The organism is Chitinophaga sp. ARDCPP14, from assembly GCF_051362515.1.
Classification (GTDB): Bacteria; Bacteroidota; Bacteroidia; order Chitinophagales; family Chitinophagaceae; genus Chitinophaga.
In genome coordinates, this window is the sequence record NZ_JBKIXB010000001.1 from 14,590 (window position 1) to 40,804 (window position 26,215).

General features: G+C 50.7%; 13 protein-coding genes. 2 read left to right on the top strand and 11 right to left on the bottom strand.

Features of this window, described 5'->3' with window-relative positions; all coding sequences use genetic code 11:
* Positions 1-6 precede the first annotated feature (6 nt).
* The 4 genes from ACLHR0_RS00070 to ACLHR0_RS00085 form a co-directional block, all read right to left on the bottom strand.
* The gene (locus tag ACLHR0_RS00070; protein WP_436484157.1) at positions 7-8,040 is read right to left on the bottom strand and encodes a T9SS type A sorting domain-containing protein; all 8,034 of its coding nucleotides are present in this window, start codon (positions 8,038-8,040) and stop codon (positions 7-9) included.
* Between the two features lie 32 nt (positions 8,041-8,072).
* Positions 8,073-8,855 (bottom strand): hypothetical protein, encoded by a 783-nt coding sequence (locus ACLHR0_RS00075; protein WP_436484158.1) that lies wholly within the window; start codon positions 8,853-8,855, stop codon positions 8,073-8,075.
* A gap of 186 nt (positions 8,856-9,041) precedes the next feature.
* Positions 9,042-9,557, bottom strand: coding sequence for a DUF4402 domain-containing protein (locus ACLHR0_RS00080; RefSeq protein ID WP_429045992.1), 516 nt, complete (start codon positions 9,555-9,557; stop codon positions 9,042-9,044).
* Positions 9,558-9,803: 246 nt separating this feature from the next.
* Positions 9,804-10,616, bottom strand: coding sequence for a carbon-nitrogen hydrolase family protein (locus ACLHR0_RS00085; RefSeq protein ID WP_436484159.1), 813 nt, complete (start codon positions 10,614-10,616; stop codon positions 9,804-9,806).
* Between the two features lie 169 nt (positions 10,617-10,785).
* On the opposite strand from ACLHR0_RS00085, the gene ACLHR0_RS00090 reads away from it, so the two are divergent.
* Both ACLHR0_RS00090 and ACLHR0_RS00095 read left to right on the top strand, forming a co-directional pair.
* Complete coding sequence (locus ACLHR0_RS00090) at positions 10,786-11,931, top strand: PepSY-associated TM helix domain-containing protein (protein ID WP_436484160.1); 1,146 nt, start codon at positions 10,786-10,788, stop codon at positions 11,929-11,931.
* Positions 11,921-12,103: a hypothetical protein gene (locus ACLHR0_RS00095; RefSeq protein WP_429045985.1), complete on the top strand. Its 183-nt coding sequence runs from the start codon at positions 11,921-11,923 to the stop codon at positions 12,101-12,103. The genes ACLHR0_RS00090 and ACLHR0_RS00095 overlap by 11 nt, the downstream gene beginning before the upstream one ends.
* Before the next feature lie 87 nt (positions 12,104-12,190).
* Here the strand turns inward: ACLHR0_RS00095 and ACLHR0_RS00100 are convergent, their stop codons facing one another.
* From ACLHR0_RS00100 to ACLHR0_RS00130, 7 genes are all read right to left on the bottom strand, one after another.
* Entirely contained in the window at positions 12,191-12,994 is an 804-nt protein-coding gene (locus tag ACLHR0_RS00100) for a DUF4382 domain-containing protein (protein ID WP_436484161.1), read from the bottom strand.
* 222 nt (positions 12,995-13,216) lie between these two features.
* On the bottom strand, positions 13,217-16,027 hold the full coding sequence (locus tag ACLHR0_RS00105; RefSeq protein WP_436484162.1) for a M14 family metallopeptidase: 2,811 nt from the start codon (positions 16,025-16,027) through the stop codon (positions 13,217-13,219).
* 17 nt (positions 16,028-16,044) lie between these two features.
* Positions 16,045-17,493 (bottom strand): amidohydrolase, encoded by a 1,449-nt coding sequence (locus ACLHR0_RS00110; protein ID WP_436484163.1) that lies wholly within the window; start codon positions 17,491-17,493, stop codon positions 16,045-16,047.
* 4 nt (positions 17,494-17,497) lie between these two features.
* Positions 17,498-20,245: a M14 family metallopeptidase gene (locus tag ACLHR0_RS00115; RefSeq protein WP_436484164.1), complete on the bottom strand. Its 2,748-nt coding sequence runs from the start codon at positions 20,243-20,245 to the stop codon at positions 17,498-17,500.
* A 36-nt stretch (positions 20,246-20,281) separates the two neighbouring features.
* Positions 20,282-20,902, bottom strand: coding sequence for a hypothetical protein (locus ACLHR0_RS00120; protein WP_436484165.1), 621 nt, complete (start codon positions 20,900-20,902; stop codon positions 20,282-20,284).
* A gap of 32 nt (positions 20,903-20,934) precedes the next feature.
* Positions 20,935-22,545, bottom strand: a complete 1,611-nt coding sequence (locus tag ACLHR0_RS00125; protein WP_436484166.1) for a SusD/RagB family nutrient-binding outer membrane lipoprotein — start codon at positions 22,543-22,545, stop codon at positions 20,935-20,937.
* Between the two features lie 17 nt (positions 22,546-22,562).
* Positions 22,563-26,165: a SusC/RagA family TonB-linked outer membrane protein gene (locus ACLHR0_RS00130; RefSeq protein ID WP_436484167.1), complete on the bottom strand. Its 3,603-nt coding sequence runs from the start codon at positions 26,163-26,165 to the stop codon at positions 22,563-22,565.
* Positions 26,166-26,215 lie beyond the last annotated feature (50 nt).

Sequence of the window (26,215 nt, forward strand, 5' to 3'; positions counted from 1 at the left end):
AAATTATTACTGATTACTTATAAATACTTTTTTAGACACTACTTTATCATCTGTATAAAATGAAACAATGTACATTCCGCTGCTATACTGCTTCCCTATTACATGTTGCCCGTTGCCAGTAACATCCTGCCGCCACAATACCTGCCCGAGCAGATTAGAGATGGTGATGCGGCATTTTTCACCGGGTACTTTATCGAAGTAGCCATACAGTACCCTGCCAATGCTATAAGCCCTGAACACGGGTTCTGATGAAGGCGAGGTGGTAGTTCCGTTGTGCCGGAATACGAGCGAAAAGCGGTTTTCATAAGTACCTGCATCCAGGTATACCCTGTACTTTGCGTACTGCTGCAATTCCTCGGTTTTGCCGGTTACGGCATCCTGCAGGTAAATATGCAAGCGCTGCGGCATGCGTGCAATTTCCGCTGTATTGAATGTTATCCATCCTGCCCTTTCTGTTTTGAGGCCCAGTGGTATTACATCGGTACTGTCGGGGAACTGCGGCCATGCGTTAATAGAGAGCCGGGCGCTGTCGGCCGACAATGCGTAAATGTTAGGCACTGCCGGATCGGTATTCATCAGTTTTAATGCATCCATTGTTTTTTCGAAAGATGCAGATGCATCGGCATCAAAATAAACCACTACGGGATCAGCTGTCAGCCCATCGTCGGCGAAGGCTGCGCCCAACCTGAGTATTGGTGTTGTAAGTGAAACCCGGTGATACACCGGTGAGAGGTTATTGGTTCTTGCATTATTGTTTACCGACAAGGTACCTGTTACCGGAAAAGCCCCATTGGTCACATGCACAAAAAATCCCTGCATGGAAGCGATCATGTTGGTGGCGATGCCATCGCTGGATACGCCGTTGATGTAAGAGCTGTAGGTACCGGTATACTGATCGGCTGTACCTCCGTTAAAATAGTACACGGCATTGTCAATATTGGTGCGGCTCCATCCCGCGGCAATGTCCCAATCGACCGGAGAAGGATACGGATTTCCTACCAGGTTGAACCCCTGCGTATAGGGTTGATTGTTATTGGTCAGCATGGGCGCGGTAACGGTTTGGTTATTCACTACGCCGGTGATATCCAGGGTTGCCGGCGTATTGGAAGTCCCCATTTGCGCGGTATATCCCTGCATAGGTGTAAGCACACCGGCGGGGCTGGTATACGCCACCCATCCGGAGGAGGTACGGTTTTCCACATAGCGGTAAAACGATGGGAAGGCAGCGTTAAGATTAATATCATCTGCCAGTTCATTTACGGTGGCCGCCTGGAAAGGAGAGCTGATGTATTTATATCCGAATGCGGTGGGCAGGTATCTTTGGATGGTAACATTACCGGTTACCTGTCCGGCGCCGCTGCCATCGATCAGCGCTGTTTGCGTGGCGGTAGACAGCAGTGTAAGAAAGCCGCCGGTGTTCAGTTGTCCGCTGGTTACTTTGAGGATGCCGCTGATATTCAGTGTACCATTCAGCGTTACACCGGGTGTGTTATTGATGGTCAGGTGCAGCAATGTATTCGAAGTAAAGGCAGCTGCAGGAATTACCTGTGCAGCGGCCCCATTTAATTCTATGGTACCGGCAGTAGCCGTGAAGGCGCCGCTGTTAGAAATAACACCTCCTATCTGGAGTGTGGCGCCGCTTACGGTTACCGAGGCGCCCGTTTGTATCGTTACATTATTGGCCACGGCTACACCGGAGTTGATAAGCGGATAGTTCACCAGGCCGGTTGGAATAGTAACATTAGTAGTGCTCACCGGTATGGCGGCGGAGGACCAGTTGCCGGTAATATACCAGTTGGTGCTCACTGCGCCGGTCCATATAGCGCCGGTGGCCAGCTCTCCTACTACCAGGTCGCCCAATGCGGTTAACCCGGTTGCCTGTATGGAAGCCGGTTGCGGGGAACTCACGGCGGCCAGCGACCAGGAAGTTCCGTTATACCTTGCTACTTTAAAATTGGTGGTAACAGCACCTGCGTCTACATCCGCCGCTACCCAGTTGAGTGTTACAGAAACGGTGGTAAAGGTGGCGCCGCTGTTGGTAAAAGCCCAGTACCTGTTTACTTTCCGGCTTACATTTAAGCCGGAGGTCAGCAGGTTTGGATGGCTGGCAGCGAATACACCCGCCAGTACATCGCCGGCGGCGCTTACGTTGGCGTATAACGTTGTTGCCGGTGTATAGTTAAGGCTGTCGCCCAGTTCATAAGTGCGGGTAATATTGGTACCGGCAGCAACATTTTTTTGCAGGCGGCCGTATACCCATCCGGTATTTTGTGCGGCGCCGCTGACCGTTCCGGTAGCGGTAACAATTACGGCGTTGGTGGCGCCGGTACGGATCTTTCCTGCCATAAATGTAAGCGCACCGTTTATGGTAGCATTTGTGGACAGGGTCACCAGCCCGGTGGCTTTATTTACTTTAACATGATTAAAAGCACCGGTAGAAGAAATGTTCTGGTTAGCGGCGCCATTAAAATAAATAGTAGAACCGGTGTTGGTAAATGTTCCGCCGGTCATGCTCCAGTTTCCCCTGAGTGTATCCGTAAAACTTCCCGGCACAAACGTGCCGTTGCTGAGTGTAAAATCATTCAGGATGGTTAATGGTGCAGTAGCGGTTTTGGTACCTGTGGCCGAGATGGTGAGGTTACCATATGGTGTAACCGCAGCAACAGTTTGCGTGCTGCCTGCATATTCCACGGTGCTGAGTGTATCCAGCTGGTAAATATCAAAAGCCGGGAGGCTGTAAATGCCTCTTACGATGAGGCGTGCGCTGTCATCGATCGACATTTTGCCGCCGTTGGTGGCATCCTGGGTAATGGTGGAGTCGCCGGTATCGAGGGTGCCGCCGGTGATGTCCAGTGTGGTCATATTCCTGAGACTTCTGGCAAGTGTGGTGGTGGCGGCAGCATCTTTATGTACCTGCAACTGTGCGAGGTCAAAGGGGCTGCCGGTACCGCCGATAACAGATGGTCCAGTGCCGGTCATGGCGGGCATGCCTGTGGATGCATCCAGCGATCCGTTGATGGTAAAGTTGTGCTCTATATTAAAATCGGCATCCGAGGTAACGGCGCCATTGATCACGAGGTTATAAAAGGTAGTTCCTTCGCTGCCGGTTAATACGCCGGCGGGGGAAGTCATGGTAAAAGTAGAAGTGCCACCGTTCAGGGTGCCATTACTTTCGAGATCGCCTGCAACCGTGAAGTTGTTACTGCCCGCATTAAAAATGGCGTTGCCATTAATGTGAAGGTCCCCGCTGATATTCCAGCTGGTAGCAGGCGTAACACCGGCTGTATTGGCGATGGTCACATCTGTAAGTGTGGTGGGCGAGCCTGAAACGGTGAGCGCTGCGCTGCCGCCGAATATTACGGAGCCGGTACTGGAAAATGCAGTACCTCTGAGGGTAATGTTCTGTGCTGCAAAAGGATTAAAATAAAGCGTACCGGTGCTGGTTACCGTACCGTTGTTGGTAAAGCTGCCACGGATAGTATGCGTGGAAATTCCGCCGTTGAAAGTGGCGCCGTTGCTGATATTAAAGGCCACCAGTACGGTCCATCCCACGCTTGGATTGATGCCGGCGGTGTTGTTCACATTCAGGGTGGCGAAGGTAGGGGCACTGGTAGAATTTAATACCGGTGAAACGTTACCATTAAAGTTGATCACGCCGCTTGAATTGGAAACAATGGCATTTAAGAAGCGGATGGTTTGCAGGGAGGTGCCGGTAAAGGTGGTCACGCCGTTGCTGATCAGTGATCCGCTGTTGGTGAGGTCGCCGTTTATGGTGGCAGAGCCACTGCCACCGTCGTACGAACCGCCGGCAACTATCTGCAATAAATCATTGTAAGTGATATCGCTGCCGGCTACTGCGTAGCTGCCATAAACGGTAAGCCTGCTGAACGTAGTATTTCCGGTAATTGTTTTGCCGCTGCCGTTAAGTGTTACGGTCCCTGTACCGCCATTAAAAGTGCCGCTGTTGGTCCAGTTGCCATAGAGGTTGACAGTAAATGTGCCGGCGCTGAAGGTGGCGCCGCTGCCGATCAGCAAATCGCCGTTTATGGTGGTATTGGCGGCGAGGGTTTTAGTGCCGCTGCCGCTGAGGGTAAGATGTCCGTAGGCAATATTTCCTGCCACAGTTTGCGCTCCTGCCCTGTAGTAGTTAACGGTGCTGGTGATGCCGGGCAGGTACTGAGAGTAGTTTGCCGGAAAATTACCTGCGCCGCCGACATTCACGGTGGCGCCGTTTGCGATGGTTAACGATCCTCCCGGAGAACTACGGTTAGCCGTAAACGTTGCCAGATCCAGTGTACCGCCGGTCACCGACAGGTTGCCGTTGGTAGTTACATTACCGGTGAGCGTGGCAGTTCCTCCTGATTTATTAATCACAAAGTTATTAAAGGCCGTAGCAGAAATATTTTGTGCGTTGCCACCGGTGAAATTAACGGTGCCGGTTCCGGGAGTAAACGTGCCGCTGTTACTCCAGTTGCCGTTTAAGGTGACTGTGGCAGCTCCTCCGTTCATAGTAGCGCCGGCACTGATGGCCACATTTCCTGTGATGGTGGTGGCTGCGTTGATGCTCAGGTCACCGCTGGTAACGGTGAGGTTGCCGTTTACCGTGGCGGCGCTGTTGATTTGCGCACTACCGGCCGTTTTTGCTATACTGAGATGATTATAGGTTAGTCCGGCTACCGACTGAATGGAGGAGCCATTATAAACTACAGTACCGCTGCCGGCAGTAAACGTACCACTGCTGTAGTTAAAGCTGTTGCCTATATTCAATGCGCCGGTACCGGAGAAGGCAATGCCCGCACCACCCGACTGGGTAACAGACCCGGTAGTGGTAACGTTACCATTTCCGATGTTTAATTGTATGTTATGACCGGCAGTGCCATCGCTCAGGATAATGTTCCCATTTACCGTGAGATTTTGATCATTCACATTAATAGTGTGGGTAGCATTAGCCGACCATAAGCCAGTGATATTACCCTGTGTTACCAGCGATCCACCGGCGGCCAATGTAATCGTGGCTGCCTGTGCGCTGCCGAAGGAAATGCTTTTCACACTGGCGCTGTTGCTGATGACTGGTTGGTTAGTGAAAGCGATGGTGCCTATTTCAGCGATATCATTCACGCCGGGTGGCCGGGAAGGGCTGCCCTGTGCTATAGTCCAGTTGGCGGCAGTGTTCCAGTCGCTGCTCACCGAGCCGTTCCATCTCACCACATTAGATGCCGCCGCCAACGTGTATCGGCCCGTAAATGCAGCCAGCAGGCCTGTTTGCTCCACATAATTGCTGGTGGTGTTGCTGCCTGAATTTCCGTATAAAGACCAGCCCGAGCCAGTGTTGCGCCAGATGCTGAGACTGGCTTCCGCGTTACCGTTCAGTTCTGCATCTTCATAGTGAAAACGCAGGAGCGTAGCTGCCAGCGTGATGCCGCTGGCGGTAACGTTATACTCCCGGTTTATGGCCGCGCCGGAAGGGAAATCGGCTACTCCCTGCGGGGTGACGGTCATCGTAACAGACGCGGATGTAGTAACACCCGTAAGTGTGAATGTATTATTAGGGCTTTCAAAAGCATAGGCGGTACCCAATACAAAAGTGTGGGAATGCTGGATGCTGCCCAGTATGATACCGTTGCCTGTTCTGTTGCCTGTAATGGTAACTGTATTGGCGCCGGTGATCATTGTTCCGCTGGTCATGTTCAGCGTGGTTACTGAAATATTATTTAACAGGGTTACCTGGTTAACGGCGCTGGTTTTATTGAGGGTAAGGATATTAAAAGTAGTGGCGCCGCTCACGGAAGTATTGGCAGCGCCGCTCAGTGTTACGGTACTGGTGGCAGGCGTGAAAGTACCGTTGTTGATCCAGTTTCCCAGGACAGTGATGGATTGACTGGAGGCATTGAAGGTTGTAGCCGATGCGATGGTAAAATCGCTGTTGACCACCACAGCGCCACCCAGTGTTTTGGTGTTGCCATTACTTACGATGAGCTTATTATAAGTACCGGCAGCCAGTGTTTGGGCGCCGGTTCCATTAAAGTTTACCGTATTGGGAACAGTGGAGGTTACGTTGAGCGTTCCTGCCGTAATGGTGTATACATTGGCTATTCCCAGCACCGCGTTGGCCGATAGCTGCAATGCTGTTCCGTTGAGGGTAACGTTGAACAGGTTGGCGGTACCATTCAGGGAGCTGCTGCCTGTAAAAGTAGCGGTGCCGGCACTGGCGGTGAAAGTGCCGGAAACATCCAGGACGTTGCCGATGGAAAAACTGGAGGAGGAGGTGATACTTCCTGTTATTGCCAATGTTCCCAAAGTGATGGTACCTGCGCCTGACAATGTTTTCCCTGCACCACTCATGGCTACGCTGCCGGTAGTGTTATTCAGGCTGCCGCTTACAGACAGGTTACCGGTGATAGTGATCGCATCTGCTGAGCTTACGGAACCGGAGACGGTAAGGTTTTCAAACGTAAGGCCCGTACCACTGATTGTTTTGGTTGCGCCGGTCATTGTAACGGTACCACCTGTAAGATGCGTGAAGGTGCCCGGGGCTGTGCTGCTAAAATTTCCGGAGACTGTAATGGCAGTACCGGCAGCCGCGGTAATATTGGTGGCAGCGACGGTGAGGTTATTGAAATTATGTGTGCCTGTTCCGCTGATAGAAGCACCTCCTCCCGCCAATACCACTGTTCCTGTACCGCCGCTGAAAACACCATTATTTACCCAATTGGAAGAGGTGGCGGTGGTGAAGCTTCCTCCGTTGAAGGTAGTAGCTGCGCCAATATTTACATTACCGCTCACCGTGATGTTGGAAGCAGCGGTAAAGCTCACGGAGGTACCGCTGCCAATGGTCGAGGTAAGGTTTCCTGATATGGGAAGTGCCGTAGCAGGCATGGTTTTAATAGCTGCCCCGCTGCCGGCAGACAGGGTAAGATTTCCATAGGGCTGTACCGCTACCGACTGATTGGTACCATTGTATTCCACCGTACTGGTAAGGCCAAGTGAAACGGTAGCATAGTTAACCGGGAAGGTGTTCACACCACCGATCTTCAGGATAGCATTGTTGACTACGGTTAAACCGCCACCGGCCACTGTAGTGCCCCTGTTGGCGGTAAAGGTGGACAGGTCGAGTGTGCCGGCAAGCACTTCTATTTTCCCGGCTGTTGCAGTAGTCGCATTCAGTGCGTTTAGATTTCCTCCCAGTGTTTTTATGCCGGTGCCGCTGATGCGGAGGGTGGAATAGGTAAGGGTGTTCCTGACGGTTTGATTTACCAGCGTACCGCTATAATCCACAATACTGCCGGCGGCAAGGGTTACTGTACCTGTGAGGCCATAGTTCCCTCCGATAGCTGCCGCTTTTACGTGTAAGATGCCACCGGCGGCTACGGAGGTGGTGGCGGCCCCGGAAATAAGCACGGGAGTGGCCACATCTGCCGGAACGAATGTGCCGTTCACCGCAAAGGTACCGGAGACGGTCATGTTCACATTTTGCGTAGTGGTACTACCCACGCCGATGGTGAGTTTCCTGAAAGTGGTAACCGAGGCGCCGCCTATAGACTGTGTGGTTCCTGCAAAGGTTACTTTGGCATTGGTACTCGAAGTGCTGTAAGTGCCTGAGTTGGTCCAGTTACCTTTTAAAGTAAGGGTAACGCCGCGCTGGGAAATAGTGCTGCCGGAACCAATTACCAGGTCGCCCGCCACGGTGAGGCTTTGGGAAATGGTTAATACCGCATTAGTGCCTGCGCCTACGGTAAGTGATTTACAACTGGCGCTGTAGCTGATCACGGGGTAAAATATCCCGGTAAACGCGGCATCGCCAATGATAGCGTCCACATTGGCATTGGGTACACCGGCGGTCCAGTTGGCGCTGTTAGACCAGGAGCTGCTGAATGTTCCTTTCCATCTTGTTTGCGCCGATAACATAACCGGGAAGAGCAGTAACAGTATCAGCAGGCCTCTGCCGCAGGCGGACATGGGTATACGGGGGACGCCGGAAAGAAGAGCCCTGATTATCCTGATGTAAAACTGATGAACGAACCAATGTACAATCACTTCCATAGGAGCGTTATTTGATGGAGACTTTCTCCCGGCTACCGTAACTGCAACTCGGCCTGGGCCAGTTGTTCTGTTGAAGCTTTTGATTTGGTGATATATGCTACCCGTAATTTGCCGGTATGGTAATTAATACCGGGTTTGTTTTCAAGTGGAAGATGAAGATAACGCTGTGTGTTTGGTGTGTATACAGCCAGCCCCCTGGCGACTCCTACCTGTGTTATTTTTCCCTGTGGCGACACATAATCCACTGTGAGATCACCGTACACGGAAGAGTTACCCAGCCGGTTGAATAATACATTCAGGCCCGGGTCTTTTGCGAGGTCAACAGAGAGGTCTGACAACTGCACGCTGGCGGCGGTTTCCCCCACCCGTATAATTACCGGGATGGTGATACCAAAAACGGGGGTGAGCTTTACATTGATGCCGGTGCTGTCTTTAGGCGGATCATCTTCACCGATGGGTTTTTCATCCGGTACCGCCCGGAAATAAAGATGCGAACGGTATTCACCGGGTTCCAGCTGACTGGCCCCGGTTAACTGCAGTTTTATTGCCTGTGCTTCATTGGGGCCTAGTACCACGCTCCGGGGAAAGAAGCGCAGGTATTTACTGGCGAACTGTTGCCCTGAATCAGGTTCGTTGATCTGTTGAAAGGTGCCGTTCTTATTCATCCTGATTTCAACAAATGAAATAAGATACCTGGCGGTATCTTTTCCTGAGTTCGCAAGATTCAGTTCTTCTGCACGTTTCGTGCCTTCAAAAACGACCCGTACAGGGGTTACGAGCAGGTTGCCCTGTGCGCATGTTTCCTGTATTGCCATGCAAAAACATATCATACATATGATTACAAAATAGTAAGGATATCTAACGACGGAATTATTCGGTGGCACCGATACATTCATGGGTTCATGCTTTGGAATAAGCGTGTAGCTGCGCGCTTCGCAGCTACACAGGATATGATTAAGGTTGTTGTAAAGCGTGGGCGGTTATGTGTTATAACCGGTTGATCAGTTGTAATTAACAGTTACATCAAAGGGGGTAGCTGAAACATATGTTCCGGCAGCCTGTGCGGCACTTACATTCAGGGTAGCGCCCACATTAAGTGTTTGTGTACCGGCAGTAAGTGTACCAACTCCTGAAGGGTCACTGGTGAAATTTGTAACCGTCATCGTATTGGATCCACTGGTGATAGTAAGCGCAGTAGAAGGCAATGTAATGCTGTAGGAATAACTGCCGGTACCTGTTACAGTAAAGGAAGCGGCTGTAATAGTTCCTGTAGCAGTGGTGGGCAGTGTAACACCGCCCGTAGCGCTGCGAACGCCTGCGGGAGTAAGCACAACCGTTCCTCCAGTGGTTGACTGTACTGCAACGTTACCAAAATTCATATCCACATCTTTCACAATGCTGATGGGGGTCACAATAGTAGCGGTAGCAGTAGCGGAAGCGGTTTCCTGCGCGAATGCGTTGGTTGTAAGGGCTGCAAATACGAGCGTAACGGCGGAAATAAGACTAGTTCTTTTCATTCTCGGCTGTTTTAATGATGAGGGAATGTATTTGAAGATTGTTTTAGGATACAGAACAGTAAAATGACTAACGTACCGATCACAAGCTACAGATGTCAAACAGGGCTAAGGCTTTCATAATCCAGTCATTATAATCACGACAATTTCTACTATGAAGATAATACAAAATATTTAGAACCGTTTACTCCGAGCTGATTCTTTATCCAATATTTACGTATTAATTTTTCATGTGGTTTGCTCAGTCCGTCATTCAGCGGCTTCCTTATTACGATTTTCATATAACGCCGATCTGTATCTCTTCGCCAGCAAACCTGTGGCCAGCGCCGGATCGATTGCAGCTACTATTACGCCCGGTTTACCATATTCCCCGTGTGCTATGCAGGTACCATCGGGGCCAATAATGGAGCTGGCCGAGTCGGGGTATGTAAATGCATAATTAGCGCTGGCGAAGTAGATGGTATTTTCCAATGCGCGCATCATCATGGCTTTCTCGTAGTAGGGGTTATTGATATGGCCCCATTCGGTGAGTAGTTCACCGGTAGTATTGCTGCCGGTGCAATGCGGGTGAAATACTATTTTAGCATCTTGCCGCGCTGCCCACCGGACGGATTCGGGATAACGGAATCCTTCATGACAGATCGTGATACCAAACTTTACACCATTCACTTCAAAGATACTGCGTGCGGTACCGGGTATCCAGATATTATCTTCTGTGGGATCTAACTGGTTTTTGGTCTGGTATCCCAATACTTCACCGGTGGCTGCAATCACAAAGGCCACATTCAGCAATGCTTCTCCCTGATGCCAGTCCATGGGCATAATAACGGCGATGGAATTTTCAGCGGCGAGTTTACCCACTTTTTCCAGCGCCTCCTGCAGGTTCCGGGGAGAACGTTCTTCTTCCGGAAAACCCATACCCGGATAGCCGGGAATATAGGACTCCGGGAAACAGATAATTTCCGCCTGTTGTTTTGCTGCCTCTCCTATCAGTTTTTCAGCCCATAACAAACCGTCGCTGATAGATGTTGGAGGTGGTGGAGCAGCCAATGCTATTTTCATAAGATGCAGATTATGACAACAAAGTTATTCAGAATTATTAAAGAAGAGGCTGACTTTAAATGACCGGTACCCGATAAAATTCCGGATTTGTAAAAAGTAATTCCGGATTCCGTAAACGAAAATTAAGGGAAGCGATCAATCTTTGGGGTTGAATTATACCTGTTAAATAATGAATATAAGAACCGCAAAGCGTTGGTTTCTGTGGCATAAATGGACCAGCCTCGTTTGCACTGTTTTTTTACTGATGCTGTGTTTAACTGGTCTCCCGCTGATCTTTCATGAGGAGCTGGATGGACTGCTGGAGAAACAGGTAGCAGCTGAAATACCGGAGGGCACGCGTAAACTAAGCCTGGACTCCCTTGCCGTACTTGCCGGCCAGCAATACCCCGCAGAAAAAATACGGTATATTTTCTGGGACGAGAAAGATGAAAACAAGATCTTATTTGACCTCGCTGCCAAACCCGATGCTCCTCCTGAAGGAAGCAGGTATGTAGCGCTCAACATGTATACCGGCGCCGTGCTGGGCAAGCCAACTACTGATGGATTAATGGACGTTATATTGAAGATCCACATCAATATGTTTCTTGGTATTGGCGGGAAATTATTTCTGGGACTGATGGGCATCTTATTCATTATTGCCATTGTTTCCGGCGTAGTACTTTATGGGCGTATCATGAAAAAGTACGACTTCGGGATGGTGCGGAAATATAAATCGAACCGCCTGAAATGGCTGGATACCCATAACCTGATTGGAATTGTTACGCTCACCTGGGCCAGCGTGGTAGGGCTTACCGGTGTGATCAACACGTTGTCGGATGTAATCCTTGGCCTGTGGCAACAGGGGCAGTTAAAAGAGATGGTGGCGCCCTACGCCCAACAGCAACCGCTTACCGGCAAGCTGAGTTCACTGGACGGTGCAATGGCGGTAGCGCGAAAAGCAGCGCCGCATATGGAGCCGCGCATCGTCACTTATCCCGGTACCTTGTTTTCCAGCAAACATCACTACGCTGTATTTATGCGGGGCAATACCGCCCTCACCTCAAGGTTACTGATGCCTGCACTGATAGATGCCAAAACCGGCGCGCTTACCGATGCCCGGCGCATGCCCTGGTTTGTAAACACCCTGTTTTTATCGGAGCCCCTGCATTTCGGCGATTATGGCGGGATGCCTTTAAAGGTCATCTGGGCATTATTTGACCTGGCTACCATCATTGTATTAATTACCGGCCTTTACCTGTGGTTTGCACGCAGAAAGGCTGCCAACCTGCAATGGAGCAGGCTAACCGAAAAAACTGTATACCAGGATGAAGAATAGCGCTTTTTTCAGATTATGGGGAAAACCGCTGCTGATGGCATTGCTGTCGATAGCCGGATTAATTACAGCGCTGATGGGCGACGGTTACTGGGATGTATTTTCCTGGATAGCGCTGGCCATACCTGTTATCATCATTGTGCGCAACTATTATTTTACGGGGAAGCAGGGTTAAGCACCTGATACCTTCGTTATTACGATAAAAAAAAATCGGCCAACCAGATTGACTGGTTGGCCGATTTTTTCAATGCTATTTTGATGATTACTTCAATGTGATCGTGCTTACGGTAGATACTTCCCCTGTTTTTACTGCTACGGCAGCAACGGTAGTATCTTTTAAGATACCATTACCGGCAATAGCCACATTATAGGTACCTGCGCTTAAGCCTGAAATTACATAGGCGCCGGTTAATGCGTCCGGTAATGCGGAAGCCACGGTATCAGTGTTCTGAATAGCATATACGCCTTTCACCTGCAGTAATGGTAACGCAATTCCTTTGATAGTACCGCTGGTTGCTGCTGTATAAGTACGGATCACTGGTTTCAGGATGTACTTATTGCTTCCGGTGGTAACGATAGAGCGACCGGCATCAAAATCGATCCAGAGGCGGTATTCGATGTCGGCTACCAGGTCGGCATGCACATTCAGTTTTAAACCTGATTGCTGAGCAGAAGGCGTTTCCAGCGGGTGGGATACCCCATTCAATACCACGCTGTTGTTGGCGCCCAATATCAACCGGATCTGTGAAATTTTACCGGCGGGTAATTCTTTTGATGCCAGTAAGGTGTCTAATCCATTTCTGAAATCAAGCAGGTTATACACGCCGGGACGTGCCAGGGGAACAGATACCCAACCTGCACCCGTTTCTGCTGCATCAGCTGATGCATTTACCTGGATATCCTGGATATCGATGTTCACTTCATCGTAAATAGCCGGATCATCTGTCAGGTACACTGTGAGCTTCGACTTTCCGCTGTTGGAAGTAGATTCGTCTTTGCTGCACGCACTAAAGAATAGCATGGATGCGGAAACCACCATTAACGTGGCGAAGAATTGGTTTTTCATGATTCAAGAATTGAATAACAGTTTTCGGTTAAAATTTGAATTTGAGTTGATAAAGTTGACAACAGATAGTGACAGATTTCGCGTTTGAGTTGTAAGTATAATCCCGGGAAGACAAAAACTGTACCGGAAACAGCCATACCGGTGGATGAGCGTTTTCCTGTCAACAGAACGGCCAGGCAAATTGCCTGGCCGTTCTGTTGATATATGCATAAACAGTATTTCTTATCCCTTCTTTCTCACCAGCTTTGCTTCTTTGGTGTCCATTCCATAGAGGTCATTGAACAACAATTTGAAGGTGCCTAACGACTGGGCGCGGAAAGTAATTTCAGGGCCAAAGGCATAGAGCATGCCGGCGCCCACGGGGGCAGAAAATGCGGCCACGCCATCTTTCAGGTATGTTTGTCCCCATGCCCAGCCGCTATGCAGCGGTTTATCTGTGGAAAACCAGGCAATGGGTTTAATTCCTTTATCAGCGGCATCTGTATCCAGGCGGAACACGGGACTGTTATCGAAGTTCACATCTCCAACAGCGGGAAGGCCCCATGCGGCGGGGTGTGTGCTATCGAAAGACACCTGCAGGATGCTTCCGGGTACAAAATACTTTGTACCGGGTAATGGTTTTTCCTTGCCGGCTTTATCTGTTTCGACCAAGGCATTGTGCACCGGCAGGCCGAGATGATAGGCCAGGTTGGTGCTGCTGCCGATCGTGATCACGGTTCCGCCTTCTTCCAGGAATGTTTTTATCTGCGGAATAGATTTCTCTTTCGTGATCTTCCCTAACAAATGCCGGTATTGTTCCGGGATATCTGCGGGCGAAGGATCTTTGGGGGCATAGCCATACCTGTTGGGCTCTGCTCCTGATACCGGTGGAATAGCACGGGTAGCGAAGATGATGGCATCGTATTTACTGCGGAGATTACCGGTATCGATATCCTGCGGGTATATTACCTCGAAAGGGAAATGATACTGCTCCATGATCCACCGCATCCAGCCGGAGGGCATAGAGCCGCCGTAAGTGTCCCATAATGCAATGCGCATGGGCGCCATACTCACTGTTCCGGCCGGGCGTTTGCTGATACCGGTGGTTTTAAGTCCGAGGGTATTGGCGGATTGTTGCAGGATCTCTTTTGCTTTGCCATCTGCAGGCACATAAAAGCTACCCGCAACGGCTTTATCGTTGCCGGCTACTCCTTTGGTAAGACGGTATACTTTCACGCCTGCTTTCATAAGGTCATTTACCGCGATGAAGGCGTTGTTTTCCCGCGCACTCAGGAGGTAGCCGCCGGCAGTAGCCAGCGCTGCTTTGGGAGGTGATTGTAAAGCGCCATAGGGCAACTTTATAAAGGGTCCGTCGAAGCTATCCAGGATCCTGTCGAACTGCACGCCCATTTGAAACGCCAGTGTCCATCCGGCAGCATCATAAGGCCGGATGGGAGGACCACCAGGATACTGAAAATCGTTTGGGTGGTCCTGTGGTTCAAACATATCCAATACATGCGGGCGGAAGGCCTGGTTTGTTTTTACGATGTAGGAGCCGGCAGGGTATTGTTTACCGGCTACTGTGAACGGTGCATCTGCCTTCTGTACCTGTATGCCGGCTTTAATGAGGGCATTGATAAATTTCACAGCGGTGGGGAAATCGGCCTGGTCGGCGGGGAGGATGTATCCGCGGGGATCCCTTCCGGCAGGATCTTTAAACACCGCATCATAATACTTCATCGGGATATTGCTTCCCCTGCGCATCCATCCATACGGATCGCTGCCATCGTTTTTGTCGGTGGAGTCCACGTTATCCTTTTTAAAAGCAGCGGTAATGGCTTCGGAGCGTTTGGGTGATAATGTCCACGAATCCTGGTTGCCTTTATCGATAGCATTCTTCCCCATTTTGTAAATATTGAAAAGCACTTCATCACGTTGTCTTGCTGCGTAATCGAGCACCGCGTAGTTGAGCGATACCGAGTAATCAATCGAGCGTTTGAAGCGCCAGTCGTTTTGCGGTGTTACCGGGTTCGGGGTAGCGCCGTTAGGGATCAGTCGTTGCGGCACTACCGGAATTTTTTCCGGTGTAGGGTTGCCGATAATTTCCGTAAGCAGCCCGATCATGTTATGATACTGCGTGGTTGTGCGTAAGCCGCCATTGTACCAGGTAGAGAAGCTGGAGCCATTGAGGCGGGTGTAGCCGGGTTTATCTTCCGCATTGAGGCGGTTATACATCGCTGCGCCGAGTGCATCGATGCCAGTGATCATCAGCGGGTCAAAGAAATAATTGAAAGGGTCGCGGTAAGGAGGGCCTGCGAGTACGGATCCTTCCGGCCCGCGTTGGTGGTGATTGTACATAATTTGCGGCATCCATTCCAGGAACAACTGGCGTCCCATGTTCACGCTTTCCTTCATATTCATGATGTAGAAATCGCGGTTATTATCGTGCCCGATGTACTTCTGGTATAGTACGGGCAGTTGATCAACCGTACGTTTCAGTGTATCGGGATTCCGCATGTACCAGTTGGACACCAGCTCCTGGCCGTCGGGGTTGGCGTGTGTCATGAGGATGATCACATTGTCGAGAATGCGCATGGTTTCCGGGTCTTTCCGGCTACTCAGTTCCCAGGTGGTTTCAATGAGCTGGTGAGTGCCTACTACTTCCGTGGCGTGCAAGCCGCCATCTATCCATACCACTGCTTTTCCTTCCGCGGCCAGTTCCCGTGCCTGTTCAGTGGAGATGCCTTCTGCGCGTGCGAGCTGTTGTGATATCTTTTTATATTTTTCCAGCAGTTTAAGGTTTGCGGGAGAAGAGATGATCAGCATGTACTGATCGCGGCCTTCTTCTGTTTTACCGATGTCCACCAGCTGTACGCGGTTCGACGTGGCAGCCAGTTTCTTAAAATACGCGGCTGTTTGCGTGTAGTTAGCCAGCTGATAATCGTCCCCGATGTTAAAACCAAAATGATCTTTCGGGGAAGGAATATTTTGTGCCATCGCGGTTGTGCAATACAATCCAACAGCGGTGAGCGTGACAAGCAGTTTATTTCTCATAACATTTACTGATTGAGTTATTTACGATAATCCAGTGCGGGTTTTCTGTCGCCCAGCATTGCTTCATATTTGAACCCGGTTCCCTGTCTTTTATCCAGTTCTTCTTTTGCCACTTTCAGGGTTTCCGGGCTTTTGAATAAATCGTATGCGGTGAGCGCCATGGTTTTGGCGGCCACCATCATGCCTTTTATGCCGATGCTGCTGCCGGCGGCGGCTACGTTCTGCCAGCTGTGACCAGAAGATCCGGGCACAAAGGTGGCCGTTACAATGCCGGCTGTAGGAGCTACCCAGCTTACATCCGCCACATCGGAAGAGGCGCTGCCGCCTTCGCGGATCATTGCAAAAGGACTCACGCGGGAAGTGACCGTATCAGGATTGGGAGTGTTATCTTTTTCCACGAAGCTGGCCTGAATCTTTTTTGCAAACTCCTTTTCTTCCGGGGTATAGCTGAAACCGCCCACCTGGTGGAGATTTTTATCCATTATTTGCGACAGGGTAATATTGGGCAACATGTTATACACCCCTCCTATTACCTCATAATCCATGCGGGTACCGGTTCCCAGCGCAGCGCCTTCCGCGCACTTTACCAGCCGTTCCCACACGCTTTTCACCACTTTCATTTCCGGGTGCCTTACATAGTAATATACTTCTGCAAATGCAGGTACTACGTTGGGAGCGTCGCCACCTTTGGTGATCACATAGTGAATGCGGGTGGTAGAAGGAATATGCTCCCGCATCATGTTCACCATATAATCCATTGCTTCCACGCCATCGAGGGCGGAACGGCCTTTTTCAGGAGAGGCCGCCGCATGAGCCGCCGTGCCATAAAACCTGAACTTTGCGTTCTTATTGGCCAGCCAGGGCGACACTGCAGCAGAATTCTGGTTACCAGGATGCCAATGCAGCACTGCATTTACATCTTTAAATAACCCCTCCCTTACCATGTACACTTTCCCGGAGCCGCCTTCTTCCGCAGGACAACCATATAACCGGATCGTTCCTTTTGCACCGCTGGATTGCAGCCAGTTTTTCACACTGATGGCCGCCGCCACGGAGGCGGTTCCAAAAAGATTATGACCGCAACCATGTCCGGGGCCGCCGTCTTTCACCGGGTGTTTTTCAGGAACGGCTTCCTGTGACAGACCGGGTAACGCGTCGTATTCCGCCAGTATGGCGATTATTGGTTCGCCGCTGCCATAGCTGGCTTCAAAAGCGGTGGGAATACCGGCGATACCCGCTTTTACGGTGAAGCCCTGTTGCTGTAAAGTTGTTTGCAGCAGTGCCGCACTTTTTTCTTCCAGGTAACCCGGTTCCGCATAGCTCCAGATCTTTTTTGCAATGGAATCGTAACTGGCGGTATGCTGATCAAGATACGTGATCATGGCTGCTTTATCTTTCTGTTGTTGCGCTGCCGCGGAAAAAGCGAAACCGCACATTATGCTGCTCAAAATGATTTGCTGCCTCATAAAATTATTTATACAATTGGTTAAACAGTAATTTGAAGGTACTGTGAGATTGGCCCCGGAACGTGATTTCCGGACCAAAGGCATACAGTTTGCCTTTGCCTACCGGCGCCACAAATGCTGCAATGCCATTTTTGAGGTACTGCTGACCCCAGGCCCATCCGCTGTGTAATGGTTTATCGTCTGAAAACCACATCAGTTTTTTAATGCTGGCGGTATCCCCGGTGGCACTCAGTTTAAAAACGGGGCTGCGCTCAAAATACACATCATTTCTTGCCGCCATGCCGAAGGTTTCCGCAACGGTAGTATCTATATCCGCCAGCAGGAGACTGCCCGGAATATAGTATTTGGTACCGCTGAGTGGTTTCCATTCATTTTTGCTGTTCTTTTCCACCAGTGCATTCTGTACCGGCAGTTGCAGGTGATAGGCCAGGTTGGTACTGCTGCCAATGGTAACAATACGGCCGCCGTCTTCCAGGAATTTCTTCAGCCGGGGAATGGAGGTATCCGCGGTAATTTTCCCCAGCCAGCCGCGGTATTGCGTTGGCAGTTCAGCTGGTTTAGGTGGTTTGGTTTCAAATCCGTTGCGTGTCTTTTTAGGTTTGCCGGTATCGGGTATGGCGCCGGTAGCAAAAATGATCATGTCGTATTTGCTGCGGAGCTTTCCACTGTCAATAGCGGAGGTATAAACGGATTCATAAGAGAAGTGATACTGTTCCATCAGCCAGCTGATCCAGCCGGCGGGAATAGATCCGCCGTAGTTGTTCCAGATGCCGATGCGCATGGGCGCTACTGCTTTCAAGCCGGCAGGTTTGCTTTCACTAACGGTAACGGGTATACCAAATGAGGCCGCATCTCTTGCGAGCAGTTCATGCGCTTTAGCAGAGGAAGGGATGTAGAAGCTACCTGCCTCTTTAACGCCAACGGGCACACGAAATACTTTCACGCCTGCTTTCAGCAGATCGTTCACTACGATGAAAGCATTGTTGATGCGGGCATCAATGAGGTAACCTTTGCCCATGGCCACTTCCTGCTTTGGCGGGGATTGCAGGCTGCCGTATGGCAGTTTTTCAAACGGACCACTGAAGGCTTCGGGAATACGATCAAACTGTACACCCATCTGGAAGGCCAGCGTCCATCCGGCGGCATCGTAGGGCCGGATAGGCGGACCACCTTCATATTGAAAATCGTTCGGATGGTCCTGTGGTTCGAACATGTCTATTACATGCGGGCGAAAAGCCTGGCTGGTTTTTACAATGTATGAGCCGGCAGGATATTGTTTTCCTGCCACTGTAAAACCAGCCGTGGCTTTCTGCACCGCTATGCCTGATTGAATGAGGGCATTGATAAACTTCACGGCGGTGGGGAAATCCGGCTGATCTGCCGGGATGATGTAGCCGCGGGCATCCCGGCGTCCGGGGTCTTTCAGCACAGCATCGTAGTATTTCACCGCCACGGTATCCTCCCGGCCGAAGGAGAATTCGCCACCACCTTCTCCTTCTGTACCGGGTTCGGATTTTTTATTGTTCTTATTGGCAATTTTTATGCTGTCGATATAGCTCGGGTAGAACGTCCAGTTGTCACGGTTTCCTCTCGCAATAGCGTTGGCGCCCATGCGGTAGATATTGAACAGCAGTTCGCTGCGATAGCGGGAGGCGTAGTCGAGTACGGCATAGTTGAGCGATACGGAATAATCGATCGATTGCCGGAAGTGCCACCGCTGCGGTGTTACCGGGTTGGGGGTAGCACCATTGGGGATGAGCCGTTCCGGTACCAGGGGTACATTTTCCGGTGTGGGGCTGCCTATTATTTCCGTCAGGATTCCTACGATATTATGAAAGTAGGGCGTAGTGCGCAAGCCGCCGTTCCACCAGGTGGAGAACTGTGAGCCGGCGCGCTGGGTATAGCCGGGTTTTCCTTCCACGTTGAGCCGGTTGTTCATAGCAGCGCCTACAGCGTCTATACTCGTTACGATCAGCGGATCGAACACATGGTTGAAGGGATCGCGGTATGGCGGGCCGGCCAGCACGGAGCCCGCGGGGCCGCGCTGGTGGTGATTGTACATGATTTGCGGGAGCCACTCTACAAACAGCTGGCGGCTGATGTTCTGGCTCTCTTTTATGTTCATCATGTAGAAGTCGCGGTTATTATCGTGTCCTACATACTTTTCGTATAGCCGTGGTATGTTAGTAGCTCTTTTGCTGGTATCGGGTTCGCGCATGTACCAGTCAGACACCAGTTCCTGCCCGTCGGGGTTGGCATGTGTTAAGAGGATGATATCGTTGTCCAGGATATTCATGGTTTCCGGATCTGTACGGCTTACCAGCTGCCACATGGTTTCTATAAGCTGGTGGGTGCCTACTACTTCGGTAGCATGCAATCCGCCGTCGATCCAGATGATGGACTTCCCCTCTGCGGCCAGTTCGCGGGCTTGCTGGTCGGTAAGACCTTCCGCGTGTGCCAGTTGCTGTGAGATGGTTTTATACCGTTCCAGCCGCTTTATATTTTCCGGGGAAGAAACGATGAGCATATACTGGTGACGGCCTTCTTCTGTAAGCCCGATATCCACCAGTTTTGTACGGGGAGAAGCCGACAGCTTTTTAAAGTAGGCGGCCGTTTGTGTATAGTTGGCCAGTTTATAATCATCTCCTATATTAAAACCAAAGTGTTCTTTGGGAGATGGTACCTGCTGTGCCCATGCGCCGGCTGCGGCAGTCAGCAACAGGAGTAGCAGGCCGTAAAATTTCCTATTCATACGGGTTATCAGTTTCAGTTGATCAAAACGGGTTCTCTATTGTTTTTTAAACCTCACACCTACGCGGCAGTCGCCGGGTTCGCCTCTTGCTTCATCGCAGATATTGTTGAAGAAGGTGACGATCCTGCGGCCATCGGCCAGGTTGAGGATAAATTTGAACAAAAAGTAATCGTTTACGCCCACATTTGAAAGACTTACATGATTCAGTGTTGCCAATTGCGCTGCTGTAAAGGAATACGTTTTCGGGAAGGTGGTCACGGTTTCATATAAATGATCGTTGGTGCCTACTATGCTGGGCAACGGAAACTGTGCGATGTTCGTATATTGGTTACCGGGAGAAGAGATCACTAACGGATAAGCAGGTACGCTGGTTTCGGCTTTATTATAGCTGGTATACACTTCAATAGAAGTAACGGTTTCTTTCCCGAATCCTTCCCAGCTGAGGGCAAAGGCAAACTGCTGACTGGCCACGTCCGGATCTTTCAGGTTAAAGAAAGCTACTTTGCCTGCCTGCCGCGTTGGCAGGGCTGTTTTGGTAGTATCTATCGTAACTACCGGCACGGCGGTATAGGTATATCCCTCCCATTCGTACTTCACCTTTTTACAGGAAAATGCAACCGATGAAATAAGCAGTATGGCAACTATAAAATGTTTCATAATTATAATTTTAGTCCCGTAAAATTTTTTACTTATTTATCCCAGAAAACCGGTGTTGTTTGTTGCGCTACCTGCAAGCGGCCGGCGTCATCCCCTAAACTGGTATTGGCGGTAAGCTCTGTTTCTGAATAATATAGGCGCAACGGGAAGGTATTGAGCGGCGACAGCGGCGTGCGCAGCGTTGGTAAACCGGTACGGCGATAGTCGTTATACGCTTCCATGCCATTGCCGTATTCCGCGATGTATTTCTGTGTCATCACCAGTTCCAGTTTACCGGCATTGCTGGCGGCGTCATATTTCACCAGCAGGCCTGCGGCAAAGTCGGCGATGGTGGTGGTGGTTAATGCAACGCCGCCATTCGCGGCGGCATAGGTGCTCACGCTGTTGAGATGTGCGGTGATACCGTCTTTAAACGCCTGCCGGGCATCGTCGCCGGTGTTGAGCGTAAGGGCTGCTTCTGCACGGATGAACTTCACCATGGCGTTGGTGATCATAGGCATGATGCCTGCGCCGGTGCCATCTGTAGGGCCTACTACTTTGAGGGCGCCGGTGGCATTGGTATTGGTAAGGAATTGATTGGTGACGGGCATATTATTTACCGGTGCATTGTCGTACAAACCGCCGGCGGGATAGATACCGAAGGTAGAGCGCCGGTTCAGATCGGCCGGTGCGGCGGTACCATCGCCGGGGTTGCGGCCATAGTAGCCGTTGCTGTTGGCCGAATTATTTAATCCTGCCGTGGCGTTCTGGCGAATGATGTAGTAGCGCAACCGGGGATCGTCGTTGTTAAAGAGCAGGTCGATCAGCGACTGGCTCATATAAAACGTTTTGCTGCCCTGGTATTCCGACCGGTGCCAGGGATGCCTGTTGTTGGGATTTTGCCCGGGCCCGAAGCGGAAGGTAAAGTCCGATGCGTTGGTATTGGTGGCGCCACCAATCAGCGTGGCCGGATCGGCGATCAGCGCCTGTATAGCGGTAGCGGATCGTGCAGGATTCACCAAGCGGATCTGGTTATACAGCTTTAGCTTGAGCGAGTTGGCCATCATGAGCCAGGAGCTTTTAAGCCCGCTGTACAGGAGATCGGATGTAGCGGGAACCAGTGTGGTGGCAGAAATTTTCCCGGCATCAACAGCTGCTTCGTCGATCATCTTCAAAAGATCTTCATAAATATCCGCACCTTTTTCAAACGGCGGGCTCACCGTTTCCTGGCCTTTTTGTGATTGTGAATAAGGAATATCTCCCCACATATCCACCATCAGGCTTACGAGGTATGCCTTCTCCAGTTTGGCGATGGCCACGTAGCCCCATTGTTCCTGTGCCGTGCCCGTTTTTATAATAGCCTCCAGGTCGTTCAGCGTTTGTGTGTAAAACCCGTCCCATGAGTCGTTGAAGCTGGTGCCCTGTTGCTGCAGCCTGCTCAGGCCGGAGGAGAAAACGGTGTACTGCATAAAAGTGGCGGTGCCGCTGTTCAGCTGGTACATGTTGGCTGCCATTGATACTTCTGTAGCCGGCAGCAATAACGATAACTGGGCAGTGGTGGGATTGTTTGGATCTGTATTGATATCTACAAATTTTTTACAACCGGTAACTGTGAAAACACCTGCCAGTGCTATTGTATATGCAATATATTTAAGTGCCATCATCATATCAGGTTTTATGATCAGAAAGAACATTTCAGGTTTACACCAAAGCGACGGGTGGTGGGTACTGCCAGGTTATCGTATCCCTGCGAGTTACCAACGCCGAGCGAACTGACTTCCGGGTCGAAGTTGGTATACTTCGGGAAGTTGGGAGCGCTGTACCAGAGGTTTCTGCCGGTAACAGAAATGAAGGCAGACCCGAAAGGTGTTTTACCTAAAAAGCTTTTGGGAAGTTCATATCCCAGCGCCACTTCCCGCAGGCGGAATACCGTGGCATCGAATACCGATCCTTCATTGATACCGCCGTTGCCTGGGCCCATACTGCTGCTGAAGAAGTGATCTTCAAAAGACAGCGCCACGTTATTCGGGATCTTATTGCCTTTGTCGTCCAGCAGTGGCGTTTGTGTATTGATATCACCCAGCACGCCCGGCGACACGATAGTGAATTCGCGGTTTTCCATGTCGCGGGTAACGCCGCGCGACAGCATCTCCGCTACGGTGCGGGAGTACAGTTGTCCGCCTTGTTTCCAATCGAACAGGATATTCAGTGAGAAGCTGCGGAAGCGGAAAGTATTGGTAATGCCTACCATGAAATCGGGATTGGGATTACCGATTGCTTTGAGTGCGCCGGAGATCAGTGGTTTGCCTGTGTTGGGATCTATGAGCACATTGCCTTCCTCGTCGCGTGCATAGGCTGTTCCCTGGATAAGGCCGTATGGTTGGCCTACAACGTGCACGCTGCTGGTACCGTTGGTGCCGCCATAGCTGAAGCGTTCATATCCTCCCAGGTCGCGGATGATGTTCCTGTTGCGGGTAAAGTTGGCCGAGATATCCCAGTTGAGGCCATTATTGGATTGCAAGGGCACTACCGTTAAACCTAGCTCCACGCCTTTGTTGGTGGCTTCACCCAGGTTAAGGATCTGGGTAGTATAGCCGGAAGAGGGTGCAGCAGTAACCTCGAAGATCTGCGAGGTACTTTTCTTATTGTACCAGGTAAAGTCGACGCCTATACGATTATGAAAGAACTGCAGTTCTGTTCCCAGTTCCAGTTCCGTAATAAACTCCGGTTTCAGGTTAGCGTTGGTGAGCAGGTTGGCCTGAGTAACCACGTTATATACGCTGCCACCTGCCGGCGTAAAGGGCAGTCCTACGTTTGCGGGCGTAGTGCTGGCGCCGAGGATCGGGTTGATCTGGTAAAAGTTTTGTGTCTGATAAGGAGAGGCTTCGTTACCTACCTTGGTGTAACCTGCTCTTACTTTACCGAAGTTCAGTACTCCTTTTGGGAGGTGCAGCGCTTCTGTGAATACCAGTGATCCGTTTACACCGCCGTAGAAATAGCTTTTGTTATTGGCGGGCAGTGTAGAGGAAATATCGTTGCGTCCAACAAAGTTGAGGGAGGCAAAGTTTTTATAATCAAAGGTGATGTCTGTAAAGAAGGCGTAGTAGCGTTGTTTCAGGATGTTCCTGTTATTGATCAGCTGTATCGGTGTTACTGAGCTGGTGTTGTTCATGTCTATCAGGTCGGCCACGATGATATTATCCCCGTAAAATGCTTTCCTGTCTGTAAGCCGCTGGTTCACATTGTTACCAACGATTGCCCGCAGCGATATATCTGATGTAAGAGGTTTGGTGGCGGTTACCAGCAGGGTGTTATCCAGTTCCTGGCGGTAAATATTATCTGATGTGATGCTTCCGTTGGGATAGGAAGAGCTGCCTTTACCGCGTACGCTCATTCGCCTGTCGGTGTATGCGTTAAAGCCGATGGTATTCTGCACATTCAGCCAGGGCAGCGGATCGAAACCCAGTACGAGGTTACCGTAGTACCTGTCCACGTCGCTGGTAGAAGGACTGTGTTTCACTGACCAGTAGGGATTATCAATTCCCGTATAGTCGTATACGTTACTACCATCCAGCGGGTTCTCGTAAGGGTAGTTAGTGAGATCGTAGCTGGTTGGTACGTACATGAGGGTAGACATGATAGAGCCTGTGAGGCCGCCTACCGGTGGTGTTTTTTGCCGGGTGGTGACGTAGTTGATAGCGCCGCTGGCATAGAATTTATTTTCCAGCCGGATGTTTCCGCCGATGTTGACAGAGGTACGGGTTATTTCATTGCCGGGTACTACGCCTTTATTTTTTGTGTTGGAGAAGCCTGCGTTGAAGTTTCCTTTTTCGCTACCGGAAGAGATGGTGATGGCATTTTCGTATACGCTACCCTGGCGGAAGAAATTTTTCGCATTGTCCTTCGCATACGATTTGTAGGGCACCTGGATGGGCGTTACGCCATCTGCTTCGTAGAACTGCGGGAACACGGCGGAAGAGAACTGCCGCGTGAGCTGATGCGGAACGGTAGCGCGTGTGGGCAGGATGCTTTCCACTCCTTCAAAGGGCTGGCCCCAGGAAGCGTATACCCCTTGCCGGTAGTCGTTGTTGGTACCTTGTCCGTATTTGGTTTGATAATCGGGCAGGCCGGACACCTGTTCCACGGAATAGCCGGTGTTGTAAGTAATTTCTGTGCCTTTCCTGCTTTTCTTTTTACCTGCTTTCGTGGTGATGATGATAGCGCCGTTAGCGGCTCTTGATCCATACAATGCGGCGGCGGCGGCGCCTTTCAGCACCGTCATGGTCTGGATATTATTCGGATCGAGGTCGAATGCGCGGTTGGTAACGCCTGCGCCGCCTACGGTGGTCGCGCCTACGTTGGCGAAGCTGGAGTTATCGAAGGGAACGCCGTCTACCACAAACAGCGGCTGGTTGTTGCCATTGAGTGAGGAGTTACCGCGGATGGTGATATTGGTACCACCTCCGGCTACGCCGCCGGCAGATTGTACATTCACACCGGCTACTTTCCCGGTAAGGGCTCTTACGGGGTCCGGTTCTGATTTCTGTGCCAGTTTATCCGAGGTGATGGTGCTTACGGAGTAGCCTAGACTGTTTTTCTGGCGGGCAATTCCGGCAGCTGTTACTACGAAGTCCTGCAATTGTTTTACGGCGGCTTTCAGTCGTACGATACCGGCGTCAGCGGCTTTTACTTCGGTGATGCTGTATCCGATGGCGGTAACTACTAGCGTGGCGCCTTCTTTGACTTTCAGGGTGAAGGTGCCGTCGCCTGCCGAGGTAACGCCATTGCCGGTACCTTTTTCCATGACGGTAGCGCCGGGGAAGGGATCGCCTGTTTCATTCAGTATTTTTCCTTTCACTACAATATCCGCCAGTGCGATGGAGGTCATCATATCCGGGCTGGCGGTACGTTTAGCGGCGGCGTCATTATCTGTAAGAATGATATAGTCGTCGTTCACTACAAAACCTATTTCGAGGCGGCCGAGGAGCCGGTCGAGCACCTTACCGAGTGCTTCCTGGTCGGCCCTTGCGGATACTTTCCTGTCGAGCGCGATGTGGCTGGAGCTATATACAAATTTCACTTCTGCTTTGCTGTGGATCTGGTTCAGCACACCTTTCAGGCTCATATCATCTGCCTGCAGCGATATTTTCCTGTCGAGAACTCCCTGGGCGTGTGCCGCAGCGGGATGCGTAATACCATAGAGTAATACGCCTGCCATCAGGTTGGCCGCCGTTACTTTCTTGCATTTGGACAGGAAGGCATTTGTCTTTAAATTTATGAGCATAGACCTTGTACTTTGTTAGATTTCGGAAAGAATTTGACAAAGGAATTCCC